This window comes from Acinetobacter sp. ESL0695 (genome assembly GCF_029392135.1).
Taxonomy (GTDB): domain Bacteria; phylum Pseudomonadota; class Gammaproteobacteria; order Pseudomonadales; family Moraxellaceae; genus Acinetobacter; species Acinetobacter pollinis.
Genome location: NZ_CP113932.1, coordinates 828,581 through 843,762, shown reverse-complemented (window position 1 = coordinate 843,762; position 15,182 = coordinate 828,581). Strand labels below are relative to the sequence as shown.

13 protein-coding genes are annotated in these 15,182 nt (G+C 38.3%); 8 read left to right on the top strand and 5 right to left on the bottom strand.

The genetic code is table 11. The features are described from left to right. Positions 1–73: 73 nt before the first annotated feature. Positions 74–847 (top strand): 5'-nucleotidase, lipoprotein e(P4) family, encoded by a 774-nt coding sequence (locus OZX61_RS04005; protein WP_277095395.1) that lies wholly within the window; start codon positions 74–76, stop codon positions 845–847. A gap of 44 nt (positions 848–891) precedes the next feature. On the opposite strand, the gene sohB is transcribed toward OZX61_RS04005, so the two are convergent. The 5 genes from sohB to OZX61_RS03980 all read right to left on the bottom strand — a co-directional run bounded on the left by sohB (position 892) and on the right by OZX61_RS03980 (position 9,169). Continuing rightward, entirely contained in the window at positions 892–1,845 is a 954-nt protein-coding gene (gene sohB, locus OZX61_RS04000) for a protease SohB (protein WP_277095394.1), read from the bottom strand. A gap of 114 nt (positions 1,846–1,959) precedes the next feature. Further along, positions 1,960–2,559 (bottom strand): glutathione S-transferase, encoded by a 600-nt coding sequence (locus tag OZX61_RS03995; RefSeq protein WP_277095393.1) that lies wholly within the window; start codon positions 2,557–2,559, stop codon positions 1,960–1,962. 73 nt (positions 2,560–2,632) lie between these two features. Beyond that, positions 2,633–6,466 carry a phosphoribosylformylglycinamidine synthase gene (gene purL, locus OZX61_RS03990; RefSeq protein ID WP_277095392.1) on the bottom strand — a complete coding sequence of 1,278 codons (3,834 nt, stop codon included), beginning with the start codon at positions 6,464–6,466 and terminating at the stop codon, positions 2,633–2,635. 232 nt (positions 6,467–6,698) lie between these two features. Next, on the bottom strand, positions 6,699–8,171 hold the full coding sequence (gene proP / locus OZX61_RS03985; protein ID WP_277095391.1) for a glycine betaine/L-proline transporter ProP: 1,473 nt from the start codon (positions 8,169–8,171) through the stop codon (positions 6,699–6,701). Between the two features lie 296 nt (positions 8,172–8,467). Beyond that, positions 8,468–9,169: a VIT family protein gene (locus OZX61_RS03980; RefSeq protein WP_277095390.1), complete on the bottom strand. Its 702-nt coding sequence runs from the start codon at positions 9,167–9,169 to the stop codon at positions 8,468–8,470. Between the two features lie 179 nt (positions 9,170–9,348). Between OZX61_RS03980 and OZX61_RS03975 the strand changes: the two genes are divergently transcribed. The 7 genes from OZX61_RS03975 to tolR all read left to right on the top strand — a co-directional run bounded on the left by OZX61_RS03975 (position 9,349) and on the right by tolR (position 15,181). Next, a complete protein-coding gene (locus OZX61_RS03975) occupies positions 9,349–10,686 on the top strand; it encodes a deoxyguanosinetriphosphate triphosphohydrolase (RefSeq protein WP_277095389.1) in 1,338 nt (445 codons plus the stop codon). Between the two features lie 9 nt (positions 10,687–10,695). Continuing rightward, a complete protein-coding gene (gene ruvA, locus OZX61_RS03970; RefSeq protein WP_277095388.1) occupies positions 10,696–11,304 on the top strand; it encodes a Holliday junction branch migration protein RuvA in 609 nt (202 codons plus the stop codon). 3 nt (positions 11,305–11,307) lie between these two features. Then, complete coding sequence (ruvB, locus tag OZX61_RS03965) at positions 11,308–12,318, top strand: Holliday junction branch migration DNA helicase RuvB (RefSeq protein WP_196337905.1); 1,011 nt, start codon at positions 11,308–11,310, stop codon at positions 12,316–12,318. Between the two features lie 314 nt (positions 12,319–12,632). Beyond that, entirely contained in the window at positions 12,633–13,226 is a 594-nt protein-coding gene (locus OZX61_RS03960; RefSeq protein ID WP_277095387.1) for a DUF805 domain-containing protein, read from the top strand. Positions 13,227–13,600: 374 nt separating this feature from the next. Next, entirely contained in the window at positions 13,601–14,008 is a 408-nt protein-coding gene (ybgC, locus tag OZX61_RS03955; protein ID WP_195773120.1) for a tol-pal system-associated acyl-CoA thioesterase, read from the top strand. Between the two features lie 20 nt (positions 14,009–14,028). Continuing rightward, entirely contained in the window at positions 14,029–14,730 is a 702-nt protein-coding gene (gene tolQ, locus OZX61_RS03950) for a protein TolQ (protein WP_195773121.1), read from the top strand. Between the two features lies 1 nt (position 14,731). Next, the gene (gene tolR, locus OZX61_RS03945; protein ID WP_195773122.1) at positions 14,732–15,181 is read left to right on the top strand and encodes a protein TolR; all 450 of its coding nucleotides are present in this window, start codon (positions 14,732–14,734) and stop codon (positions 15,179–15,181) included. Position 15,182: the final 1 nt, after the last annotated feature.

Here is a 15,182-nt window from a genome sequence, read left to right as displayed (position 1 = left end):
GTTATTATTCTTTATAAGCCCAGAATATTCTGGGCTTATTTTTATATAAGCATTTGAAAATATGGAGTCTTACATGCACAATGTAATCCAAGTAAAAAAAATAATTGTATCCTTACTATTATCAACACTTTTTACAACGACAATAAATGCAAAATCTTCAATATCTCATCAGTGTGAAAAAATACAGCAGTACACTATGGGACTCAAATATCAGCAACAGTCTGCTGAGATTCATGCTTTACAGCTTCAAAGTTATACCCTTGCCACATTGCGTATCGAACAATATTTACAACAACATCCCAATACCAAAGATATTGCTGTTGTAACAGATTTAGATGAAACCGTTATTGATAACAGTGCTCTACTGGCACGTGATACAGAGAAGTGCCACGATTGGACAAGCTGGGACACATGGAATGAGTGGGAACAAAAAGGAAATCCAAGCCTTATTCCTGGTAGCCTTGCTTTCTTTAATTTCCTCAATGAACGCGGTATCAAAATTTTTTATGTCTCCGATCGTAGCCAAGAAAATAAATCCTCAACACTTTCAACATTAAAATCACTTCAGTTACCACAAGTTAGTGCAGAAAACGTATTACTTTACGATTCATCGAAACAACAGCGTCGAGAGAAAATTAGCAAGGACTACCATATTATTATGCTTCTTGGTGATAGCCTACCCGATTTTTCAAGCGATTTTACGACTAAACAAAGTAAGGCTGAACGTGAACAAGCCGTATTAAACAATCGAGAACATTTCGGAAAAGATTGGATTGTGTTGCCAAACTCAAGTTATGGCACATGGAGTAAAGACCATTTAAAAGCATGGGATAAGCCTTTGAATTAGTGGTCTTAGTTTTTAAAAAGCCAGCAATTGCTGGCTTTTATTTATTAGGCTTTAGGATCTTTCAGTTGAATTAATGATTGATTTGTCTTAGTCGCATATTGCGTCAGCTTATCTAAGACTGTTGGAATTACATGATCAGCAATCTGTGCCGCTTGCAAACCTAACTTTTCGCCAACCGTGGGCTTACGGCGTGTACTAATCAAATAGACATCATTATCATGAATTAAGTCTAGAATAACCTGATCTGAAGTTTGTATTTTATCGACAAGATTAAGCTCTACAGCGTCCTCACCATACCAATGCTCACCTGTCGCAATTTGCTCTACGTTCAATTGAGGTCGGTATTTTTCAACAAAATGCTTGAATAATTGATGGGTTTGCTGAAGCTCTTCTTCAAACTTCGCTTTTCCTTCATCTGTATTTTCACCAAACATGGTGACAGTGCGTTTATATTGCCCAGCAGTATAAAGTTCAAAATCAACATTATGTTCTTTTAAAAGACGATTAAAATTTGGCACTTGAGCAACTACACCTACAGAACCTAAAATTGCAAAAGGTGCAGAAATAATCTGATTTGCAATACAAGCCATCATGTATCCACCACTTGCAGCAACCTTATCAACACAGATTGTCACATAGAAGCCGGCATCTCGTAAGCGAACAATTTGCGCTGCTGCTAGGCCATAGCCATGTACCATTCCACCAGGGCTCTCTAGACGAATAACGACTTTATCTTTATTTGCATCTGCTGCTGCAATAATAAGCGTAATTTCTTCACGTAAATTTGCAACTGCCGAGGCTTGAACATCACCTTTAAAATCAATTACATAAATTTTTTCTTTAGCCTTTTTTCGCCCTTTTGCTGCTTTCATTAAGCTGCCAATTGAAAATTTAGTACCTGTTTTCTGAGCGTCCAACTTTTTCTTTTGTTCATTCAAACGTGTATTTAAATGTGTTATATGAATTTCTGCTGGTAACTTAGGCAGTTGGAATAACATACATTCCCCTAATGAATTTTATGAATATTCCTCATAATATGAGGGCTTTATAAAGAAAATCAATATATGCATCTTAGATTGTACGCAACTACTACATTTCCCAATTTTGAGAAATCATGTAGTCATTCTTGGCATGGCTTGTATATCTTCAACAGATTCGACATTTGCGAGCCAATGCTTTACATTTTCATACTCGTTTAAAGAAACACCACCCTCCTCTACAACAGCCACATAAGGGTAACAAGCCAAATCGGCAATCGTTATCTTATCGAGTGCAAGCCAAGTATACTTTTTCAAATGATTATTCATAAAGTTTAAGATTTTATGTGCACGTGCCTGTGCTTCTTCTAGGCTTGCATCACCATTCAACAGCTTAGTTCTTCTTGCTAATGCTGGACCAAATGCAATTTCACCAGATGCAATAAATAACCATCTATGAATTTCTGCTTGTTCTATTATCTCCTTCGCGTACCAAATACAGGCACGATCATACTTTTGTACGAGATATAACAAGATTGTATTGCTGTCACTTAAAACGACATCATTATCAACGAGTACAGGAATTTGCCCAAGTGGGTTAATCTCCAAAAATTCTGTCGTTATTCGTACTTCATGTGGCGCATCTATTTTTTCGTAATCAAGTTTCAATAATTTTAAGAGCTGCTCTACACGATGGCCGTGTCCCGAAAGTGCTGTGGTATATAGTTTGATCATATTATTTATACTTTATTATGGACATAAAAAAAGCATACCCGAAGGTATGCTTTTAGCAAGGTATTCTTAGAAATTAACCAATAAATTTGCGTGCATTACGGAACATACGTAACCAAGCACCATCTTTATCCCATGATTCAGGTGACCAAGAGTGCTGTAGTGCACGGAAGTTACGCTCTGGGTGAGGCATCATAATCGTTGCACGACCATCTGTAGATGTTACACCACCAATTGCTTCAGGCGAACCATTCGGATTCATTGGATAGTGCTGCGTTGGCTGACCATGACTATCTACATAACGTAAGATAATTTGATCATTCGCATTTAAGTTAGCAATTGTTTGCTCAGGCGCAACCACTCGACCTTCACCATGTGCAACAGCAATTGGTAAAATAGAACCTTCCATATCTTGTAATAATACAGACTTAGATTTTTCTATTTTCACGTTAATGCTACGTGCTTCAAATACTTCACTGGTATTGCGATGGAAACGAGGCCATGCTTCTGCACCCGGAATAAGTGGTGCAAGTTGCGATAACATCTGACACCCATTACAAATACCTAGACTGAAGGTTTCATTACGGTTAAAGAAACGCTCAAATTGGTCACGTAGTTTTTCATTAAATAAAACTGACTTCGCCCAGCCACCACCTGCACCAAGCACGTCGCCATACGAGAAACCACCACATGCAACCAGACCTTCAAAGTCTTCTAGGCTAATTCTGCCTGCAAGTAGATCACTCATATGCACATCAACTGTATTAAAGCCAACTTTATCGAAAGCTGCTGCCATTTCTACATGACCATTTACACCTTGCTCACGTAAAATTGCCATATTTGGACGGCGTAAATTTAAGAAAGGTGCTTCAATTTCTTCATTTAAGTCAAATGTTGGTTCTGCAATTAAGCCCTTATGCGCTTGATCTGCAATTAAGGCATATTCCTGATCAGCTGTTTCTGCATTATCACGTAGACGTTGAATTTGGTGAGATACTTCAGACCATGCTTGTTGTAACTCTGTACGGCTCAATGTAAGACCATTTACAGTCAATACATCAGATGTATTTACTTGACCCACAACTTCAATTGCATCTTTTAATGGAGATTCAGCAATTTCACTCGCTAGATTTTCCCAATCAGAAGCTTTTAATTGAACAACAGCACCAATTTCTTCAGAGAACAAGCTATCTACAGAAAGCGCTTCTAAGTTTACACCTAGACGTGCTGTAAACATCATTTCGCTCACAGTCGCAAGTAAGCCACCATCACCAATGTCATGGTAAGCCTGAATAAGTCCACGTGTATTCCAATCTTGAATTAAGGCAAAAAAGGCTTTTAGATCATCAAAACTGTCTACATCTGGCGCAGTTGTACCAATGGCTTTGTAAACTTGCGCAAGAATCGAACCACCCAGACGGTGTTGACCTTTAGAAAGATCGATACGTACAAGAATACTGTCATCTATCGCTTTAAGTTCAGGCGTTAGAGTCTTACGCACATCATTCACTGGTGCAAAAGCAGTAATCACCAACGACATTGGAGATGTTACAGACTTATCTTCACCCTCATCTTGCCACGTCGTACGCATTGACAATGAATCTTTACCTACAGGAATCGCAATACCTAATGCAGGACAAATTTCCATACCAATAGTTTTTACTGCTTCAAATAATGCTTGATCTTCACCTTCTTGACCCGCAGCAGCCATCCAGTTTGCAGATAATTTAATATCACCTAACTGTTCAATATCTGCCGATGCAATATTGGTAATTGCTTCTGCAACTGCCAAACGTGCCGATGCAGCAGGGTTTAACAATGCGACAGGTGGACGCTCACCCATTGCCATTGCTTCACCTGTATAACCTTCTAAGCTGGTTGTGGTTACGGCAGCATCTGCCACAGGCACTTGCCAACGACCAACAAGCTGATCTCGTGCAACCATACCCGTAATCGAACGGTCACCAATCGTAATAAGGAACGATTTTGAGGCAACTGTTGGATTTTTTAATACGCGGAAAATTGCATCTTTAAGATCAATTTTCGCAGTATCAAAAGCATTACCAACACGTTCAGTCGTTTCATAACTACGTTGCATACGTGGTGTACCACCAAGCATGACTTGCATTGGCATATCTACCGCATTATTTTCAAATAATGGGTCTTCTACAGTTAAGTGACGTGCTTCTGTCGCTTCACCTAACACCGCAAATGGACAACGTTCACGTTCACAAATTGCTTCAAATTCAGCTAAAGAACTTGGACGAATCGCTAAAACATAACGCTCTTGCGCTTCATTCGACCATATCTCCATTGGAGACATACCCGGCTCTAAAGATGGAATTTTACGTAAGTTTAATACAGCCCCTAACTCATGATCATTCACAAGCTCAGGCATTGCATTCGAAACACCACCTGCACCCACATCGTGTACAGAAACAATTGGGTTCTCATTTTCTAAACGCCAGCAAGTATCAATAACTTCTTGGCAACGGCGTTCCATTTCTGGGTTTTCACGCTGTACAGAAGCAAAGTCTAAGCTTTCACCCATTGTACCGCTATCTACAGATGATGCAGCACCGCCACCTAGACCAATTAGCATCGCAGGGCCACCCAACACAATGAGTAAATCGCCCGGTTGAATTGGATCTTTTTCCACATGATCTGGACGGATATTACCGTAACCACCTGCAATCATAATTGGCTTATGGAAACCTTTCACATCGCCATTTACATTTTGTTCAAATGTACGGAAATAACCATTTAGGTTCGGACGACCAAATTCATTATTGAATGCAGCACCACCCAGTGGGCCATCAATCATAATTTGTAATGGTGATGCCATACGAGATGGTTTGCCATACTGCTCTTCCCATGGCTGTTCAAAACCAGGAATATTTAAGTTAGATACAGTAAAGCCCGTTAAGCCTGCTTTTGGCTTACCACCACGACCTGTTGCACCTTCATCACGGATTTCACCACCAGAACCTGTTGCAGCCCCAGCAAATGGAGAAATTGCTGTTGGGTGGTTGTGTGTTTCCACCTTCATGAGAATATGGGCAGCTTGACTCTTATATTTATACACATGATGACCATTTTCATCCGGTTTCGGATAAAAACGCATTGTGTCATAGCCTACAATTACCGATGCATTATCTTTATATGCAGACAATACATCATTTGGAGATTCTTTATACGTATTTTTAATCATTTTGAACAATGATAACGGTTGCTTTTCACCATCAATTGTCCATTCTGCATTAAAGATTTTATGACGGCAATGCTCTGAGTTTGCTTGAGCAAACATCATTAGCTCAATATCGTTTGGATTGCGTTGTAACTGAGTGAATGCTTCCACTAAGTAGTCAATTTCTTCTTCAGAAAGTGCAAAACCAAACTCTTGGTTTGCTTGAATAAGTGCAGACCTGCCTTGACCAAGCACATCAATCGTATTTAATGGTTTTGGCGAAGTTTCACTAAATAATACGTGTGCATCATTTACCTGACTAAATACATTTTCAGTCATACGATCATGTAAAATTGCTTTTACCGCATCGCTTACCGTATTTACACCTTTTAGCGTATACAAAATACCGCGTTCCACACGATGAACAGGCGTATTACAGTTTTTAAAAATATCGACAGCTTTAGAAGACCAAGGTGAAATTGTACCCACACGTGGTGTTACTAAAATTTGTACTTCATCACTTGCAGCTTGGTGAAGTTCAAAACTTGAACCATCATTCAATAACTGTTGAGCTGCTTGTAATTCTTGTTCGTTGAGCGCTTGATCAAACAGATAAACCCACTGGCTTTCGATTGATTGAACAGAACTAAGAGACGATAAACGTGATAATAGTTGAGTTTTTTTGAAAGTAGAATGTGCTACCGCACCGGCCACGATAAACATGTTGATTTTGGCTCCACGGGTAAGTCTTAACACCTTACCGCAATGTGACTTTGAGAAGAGCGTCTATAATACTGCTTATTCGTCTATTGAGCTAGTTCAAACAAGCATAATCGAAAAGATATATGAAAAAATTGTTAAAATTAATAAAGATAATCTTAATTTACAACCAAATAAAAACCGACCTCACCTATTTTTAAATGAGATCGGTCAAAATATTTATTTAGAAAATAGGTTATTTTAGTTCAGGATGCTGACTGACTAACTTCTCACGCTTTTGACTCAGCTCATCCATTTTTTCATCAATTTTTTGAACTTTTTCTTCAATATTTTCATGAAAAACTTCTAAAAGCTCTTTTGCTTCTTGACGGTCTTCTGCAATTGGCGCAGTACCATATAATGGCTTATTTGCAGTTTCTTTAAAATAAAAAGCAGTGATTAAACCAACAAAACCAAAAACAATAAGATAATAAGCAGGAATCATAAGATTACCTGTATTTTCTACAAGTGCTGCTGTTACTGTCGGTGTTAAACCTGCAAATACAATTGAGATATTAAATGCAGCAGCAAGTGCAGAATAACGAATATCGGTTGGGAATAATGCAGGAATTGTCGCAGCCATAATACCCAATAGCATATTTACAGAAAGCGCCAAAATAAAAAGTCCCGCAAACATTAAAGACTCAACGCCAGATGTCATGAGCATAAATGCAGGATAAGACAAGAATATAAGTGAAAAACTACCTGCAAAAATAAATGGACGGCGACCAATCTTATCACTCAACCAACCAATAAAGAGTTGTAAAAACAGCATGCCAAACATCACACCAATGGTCACCATTTCCCCACGATTACTTGGATAATGCAAGTTATGCGTAAAGTAACTTGGTAAATACGTCAGTAGCATGTAATAAACAACATCGGTACTTACAACAATGCCCACACAGACCCAAAGACTGCGTTTGTGTGTGGTGAGTACTTCCCTAAAAGGAATTTTCTTCTCCGCATTTTCAGTGGCTTTTTTATATGCAGGTGTTTCCTCTAATGCATTACGTAAATACATTCCTACTAACCCTAGCGGTAAAGAAAGTAGAAATGGAATACGCCACCCCCATTCTGCAAAGTTATGTTCACCCACCATTGAACTGATAAATGAAACTGTCCCTGCACCAATTAAGAAGCCTGCAATTGAACCGAAATCTAACCAGCTCGCCATAAATCCACGTTTTCGGTCTGGAGAATACTCTGCAACAAAAATGGCTGCACCTGCATATTCACCACCAACAGATATACCCTGTGCAATTTTTACAATGAGCAATAAAATAGGTGCCCAAATACCAATACTGTCATAGCTTGGAATTAGACCAATACCACAAGTACTTAAGGTCATAATCATGATTGTAATGGCAAGAATATGCTTACGACCGTATTTATCACCAAGGAAACCAAAGATAATTCCACCAATTGGGCGAAATACAAAAGGAATAGAAAACGCTGCGAGCGTTGCAATTAATTGAAGGCTTGGAGATGTATTAGGAAAAAAAACTTTTCCTAATACATATGCAACATAGCCATATACACCGAAATCGAACCATTCGATGGTATTACCTAGTGCGGCTGCGGTAATTGCTTTTTTTGTTTTGGCACTTTCGACAATATTGATATCATCGAGCCCCACTTCATTACTTTTATCAGTTGCTGTTTGCATTAAACACCCTGTATTGAATTAGAAAGATTGCTCTTACATCGCTCAAATCACTTTGTGATAAGCATTAAGCTCATATGTGGGCGCAGACTCTAACACAAAAATATAACAAACTCTAAAAAAGCAACCATTACTGTTAAAAAATCATTTCAAATCAAAAATTTAAATAACAAAATATTTTTTACCAGAAGATAAAAATTAAACTTTATACAATTATTTAAGACAAATATCTAATAGACAAAATATAAATATATAGAACCAGTTTTACATAAAAACTAAATTATTGTTAAAGCGATTCTTTATACAGAAACATTAAATAAAGAACCAATCCAGAAAGTAAATGCCATAGCAACAATACCCCACAACATGACACGGATAGCCCCTTTAATCATATTACTACCGCCTGCATAGCTTGAAACAATGCCCAGTACACCCAGCGAAACTACACCAACAATAATAATTCCATATTCAAGGTAATTTCTTGGCAACAACAAGATAGCCAATAATGGGCACGCACCACCTAAAGCAAAAGAAATTGCGGATGAAAAAGCTGCAAGAAAGGGTTGTGCTGCTGTTTCTTCATTAATTCCTATTTCATCCCTGGCATGAGCAGCAAGTGCATTGTGCGCAGTTAACTGTTGAGCAACTTCAAAAGCTAGCTCTTTATCTAACCCCCGATGAATATAAATTTTCGTTAACTCTAATAATTCTAGATCAGGAGATAGATCTAAACTTTTGGCTTCCATTCTTAAATCGGCATCTTCAATGTCTTGCTGAGATTTCACAGAAATAAATTCACCTGCGGCCATAGATACAGCACCAGAAATAACGCCCGCAATACATGTAATTAAAAGCGTATGAACCGTCGCTCCACTTGCAGATATACCCACAACCAAGCTAGTAACTGAAATAATGCCATCATTTGCTCCAAGCACTGCTGCTCGAAGCCATCCTGAACGTTCGGTATAATGATTTTCTTCATGATGAGAGTGAAGAGACATATTTTTTTCTACTTATCATCTTTTATAATCCGTATTGTAGCGTGCTTTTAAACGGTGTGAAATGCTAAAAAAATTACGATTTCGTCACAATTGAAACGACAACCTTTGACGTATCTGACTAGAGAAACTCCAATTTTTTTGGCATGATGGATAAAATTTAACAGTTGATTTTATAAAGAATGAAAGAAATGCGCTGGTTAGAGTTACTTTCAGCGACCCGTTTAGGAAGTAAAAAAAACCAAAATGAGCTTGGTCGAAGCCCATTCCATAAAGACTATGACAGAATTATATTTTCGCAAAGTTTTAGACAACTCAATCGTAAAACACAAGTACATCCGCTCACACAAAATGACGGCGTACATACACGCCTCACCCATTCCTTAGAAGTATCATGTGTTGGTCGTTCTTTGGGAATGCTTGCTGCAGAGAAAATTAAGGATGATCTTCCAGCTTGGATTTCACCTACAGATCTTGGCGCTATTATACAGGCAGCTTGTTTAGCACATGATATTGGTAACCCGCCTTTTGGGCATGCTGGTGAATATGCCATTCGTGAATGGTTTGATGCTGCTGCACAAAATAATTTTCTTCAGGCGCTTTCATCTGAAGAATCTGCAGATGTTCGCCAATTTGAAGGTAATGCTCAAGGATTGCGCCTGCTTACACGTATAGACCATCATCCTGAAGATGGTGGCATGCGTTTAACTGCAGCAACACTGGGCGCATATCTAAAATATCCTTGGTTATCCAAACCCATTCAAGAGAATGAATCTGCTCAACATCGAGCTAAATTTGGTTGCTATCAAAGCGAAAAAAGTATTCTTTCAGAAGTTGCTAACCGTCTAGGGCTCATTGAGCTTGGCGAATATCATTACTGTCGTCATCCACTTACGTATCTTTTAGAAGCAGCGGATGATATTTGCTATGCACTCATTGATCTTGAAGATGCGATTAGCTTAAATATTTTAACTTATGAGGAAGTTGAGCCTATCTTCATTAAGTTAATTGCAGACTATGGCATTCCAAACGAATTGTCATTGCCGTGGACAACGTGGCAACAGAAAATTGCAGCATTACGTGGTCGTGCAATGAAACGACTCGTCGAAGAGGTAACAAATGCATTTTCACGACACCAAACAACCATTTTAATGGGACAGCTTCAAGGTACACTACTTCAATACTGCCCGACAGATATCTCAGCAGGTATAGAAGAAGCAAAGAACTTAGCACGACAAAAGATTTTTGGACACAGACAAAAAATAGATTTAGAAGTAATTGCTCATATGAGCCTACAACACATTTTAGATGCTTTCATGCCACTAACCACTCCTAATAAAATTACGAGCTATAAAGATCGTAAACTGATGCTCATGCTAGAGCAATCTGGTGCTCACTTTGGCGACAATCACTACCAAAACATTATGCAAGTACTCGACATTGTTGGTAAATTCTCAGATCATCAAGCATATCATCTTGCACAAATATTACAGGGTCATCGCCCTGCATTTACTTCATAGGAAATCTAAATGATTGGTTGCCTCATTGGTGAAGTCCTCGCATTAGAGGCTCCTACTGTCATCTTAAATGTCAATGGTATTGGCTACGAAGTGGACACTCCACTCTCGACATTCTGCCAGCTACAAAAAGGCCAAAAAATCACCTTATGGACACATTTAGCTGTAAGAGAAGATGCACAATTGCTCTATGGTTTTTTAGACCTACGTGAAAAAACCTTTTTTAGAACTTTACTCAAGGTCAATGGCGTTGGTCCTAAAATGGCATTAGGTATATTATCTACTTTAAGTGCAGATCTACTTATTCAAACGATTGAACATGACGATATTAATACGCTTGTGAAAGTGCCCGGTGTCGGTAAAAAAACAGCAGAACGTTTACTCATAGAACTCAGAGATCGTGTTAAAGCACTTCAACAAGATGCTCCTCACCATTCAAATAACACCTCAATACCTTTACAGCAATCTGGTAACTCAGCAGTTGCTGAGGCTGAAGCTGCACTCCAATCTTTAGGTTACAAACCTCAGGAAGCTAAGAAAGTCGTAGCAAGTGTAAAAGATCAACATACAGAAGTTGCAGACATTATTCGCGCTGCACTTAAATCAATGATGAAATCATAAGTTATGCAAGACAGACTCATTAATGGTCATGAAAAACCTGAAGACCAAATTGATCGCGCGATTCGACCTGCCACATTAAGTGATTACATTGGTCAACCCATTGTACGTGAGCAGATGGAAATCTTTATTGGCGCTGCCCGTGGCCGTGGTGAAGCATTAGACCATACACTTATTTTTGGTCCACCCGGCTTAGGAAAAACAACACTTGCAAATATTATTGCTCGTGAAATGGGTGGAAGTCTTAAATCTACCTCTGGACCAGTATTGGAACGGGCAGGTGACTTAGCGGCATTGCTGACCAACTTGGAAGAAGGAGATGTTTTATTCATTGATGAAATTCATCGTCTTTCCCCTGTTATCGAAGAAATTCTGTATCCTGCGATGGAAGATTACCAGTTAGACATTATGATTGGTGAAGGTCCTGCGGCGCGTTCTATTAAATTAGATCTTCCTCCTTTCACGCTTGTTGCAGCAACCACTCGTGCAGGCTTACTCACCTCTCCCCTTCGCGATCGCTTCGGGATTGTACAACGTTTAGAATTTTATTCTGTTGAAGATTTAACTTACATTGTTGAACGATCATCTCGTCTGATGGATGTCGGTATTACCAGTAGCGGTGCACAAGAAATTGCACGACGTTCTCGCGGTACACCTCGTATCGCTAACCGATTGTTACGTCGCGTACGTGATTATGCTCAGGTTAAAGGAACAGGAGAAATTACGCAGGACATGGCACAACGCGCTTTAGATATGTTAAATGTAGACAAGTCAGGGTTAGATACCCTAGATCGACGTTATTTAACCATGCTTTTAGAGCGTTTTGATGGTGGCCCTGCAGGTGTAGAAGCACTGGCTGCCGCAATGGCCGAAGACAGTGGCACACTTGAAGATGTGATTGAACCTTACCTTATACAGCAGGGTTATGTCATGCGTACAGCACGTGGACGAATTGCAACGACACAATCGTATTTACAATTTGGCCTCACTCCACCTGAAGACCCAAAATTATCTTAAATACCCATGCTGCTATGAATCTTTCTGAATTCATAGCAGCAAACTCATCAATAACATGTTGAATATTCCGTCAAATATATCGTTTATTTTTTCATTGCATCGCTTTAGATGATCTTTTCTGAATGCGACATCAGCCAAGACGTAAAACAATTATAATCTTGCTAATTTTAATATATTTTATCTATCAAAACTAAAACACAGACACTAAATATTACATTTTCAAAATAAATATATAATTTTAATTTATAATACCTTAAATTAAGGGAAATACCTTTAAATGATCAGAGATTTTTTAGAACCATAGAGAATATATTGTGAAAGGCCAAATTCTAGATTTTTCAATTCAAACGAATATCGGTATTATTTCAGGGGATGATAACAATCGCTACTATTTTAAAGGTATAGAGTGGAAATCAACAGAAATACCTAATAGAGGTAATAAGGTTGATTTCGATCTAGACAATGAAGGTAATGCAATACAAGTATATCTATCTTTAGAAAATAAAGTTAATCCCCTAGAAAGTTTTTCTAAGTATTTGGACAAAATCTCTAATACAAATCAAGCAGAAGAAAATTTCAATATGATAGATTGGTTTGTAAAGAGTTTAAAAAATTATGCAAATTTTTCAGGGCGAGCTAGAAGAAAAGAATATTGGTATTTTGTGCTAGGGCAACTCATCATATCTATAATCACAGGACTTCTAGATGAGACGATATTTAATATTTCTACTTTAATATTATTTATACCTGGACTTGCAGTACTTGTTAGACGTTTACATGATATTAATAAATCAGGATGGTGGATTCTTATTTCATTAATACCATTTATTGGGTCAATCATCTTATTAGTATGGCTTCTCACAAATACAAAGTCGGAAAAAAATCAATGGGGCTTACCGTCTAAATAGTGTCCCATATTAAGTTAATTTGACCAAACTGATTGAAGCTGATTTGCAGGTACTCATACTCACAAAACATTAAATGCCTGCATTTACTCAGTGGCCTAATATTGTATTTAAAAAAATTACTATCATTCCTTACCCTATGAATTGATACCTTGTGCCATTTTAGATTGAAAACATTCTGTTAAAATTTTGCGCCACGAGTACATCTTATAGTTTTATCAAGAGATGCATGCAATCTCATTATTTCCTTTTAAAACAGGAAAATACAAACCTTAAATTTCAAAAAATTACACTCCAAGCGATATGACAGTGTATATGAAATTTTGTTTATTCAAATTCCCCCTACTCCCTGCTGTAGCTGTATAAGGATTTTCCTCATGGCAAACCATTTTAAATTTCAAATCCGCGTTTATATCGAAGATACAGATGCAGGTGGTATCGTTTATCACGCCAATCATATTCGATACATGGAAAGAACCCGAACAGAATGGTTGCGTGCCTCAGGTATAGATCACTATTGGCATCAAAAAGATTATCACTTTGTTGTCCGTGGTATCGAGCTCAAATACCTCAAACCAATTTTAATGGATGACCTTATTACTGTAACCGCTCGTGTTATTTCTTGTAAAGCCGCGTCATTTGTATTGCAACAGAATATTTATCGTGGTGAAATCTTGCTTGCAACGGGTGAAGTCGAGCTAGCATGTTTAAGTATAGATATGCTACCACGCCGACTTCCAGAAGAAATTAGTTCATTGCTTAAAAAAGAAATGGAACAAAATTAGGCATCAATGGCTTTTTAGATATGACCACTCAAAACGTAGAAACAACACTGCATATAACCAATTTAATCTTACAAGCGAGCCCTGTAGTACAACTGGTCATGCTTTTACTCTTTTTAGCTTCTATATACAGTTGGTATGTAATTGCCAAACTCTCTATGGGCTTTAAAAAAGCACATAAACAAGATGAACATTTTCAAAAAATGTTTTGGTCAGGCGCTGAAACAGAAACATTATATAATAATGCTCAACTCAATTCAGAGCGTCGTGGCCTAGAAGATATTTTCTACGAAGGATACTCTGAATATCTCAAACTTAAAAAACGCCAAGCGACAACCACGCAGCGTATAGATGGAACAGAACGAATTTTGCGTGTAGGGTTAAGCCGAGATCAAAGCACACTTGAATCTGGTTTAAACAGTCTAGCAAGTATTGGATCTGTAGCACCTTACGTAGGTTTATTTGGTACAGTTTGGGGTATTATGAATGCTTTTATTGGTCTTGCAGGCGTAGAACAAGTCACTCTCGCTACTGTTGCTCCGGGTATTGCCGAGGCACTCATTGCAACCGCAATTGGTCTGTTTGCAGCAATTCCAGCCGTACTGGCCTTTAACCACTTTACAGCGAAAAGCGAAAGTATTTACTCTGATCGCGCACTTTTTGCAGAAGAGATGGTTACATTACTTCAACGTCAATCTATAGGCTCTGCTCAGGAGTCAGAATAATATGGCGATACAGCGTAGCGGACGTTTCGGACGTATAAAGAAACCTCTTAAAAGTGACATGAACGTTGTTCCCTACATCGATGTTATGCTCGTTTTGCTGGTCATTTTTATGGTGACCGCACCCATGATTTCAAGTAGTTTAAAGGTCGATCTTCCTAAAGCAAAAAGCTCTCCATTTCAATCGAAAGACACACCAGCAATTGTTACTTTAGATGCTGAAGGTAATTATTTACTGCGTTATCACGAGCATAAAGATGAAGCAATGAATCTGGAAGAACTCAAACAAACGTTAGCCGATGCACAAAAAACTGCTCAAGACCAACAGCAAGAACTGAGCGTTCTGATTAATGGTACACAATCACGTCCATATGGTGAGGTTGTGATACTCATGGCAAATTTACAAGAAGCAGGCTTAACCCAAGTCGGCCTACTTACAGACCCTGCTAAGTAAT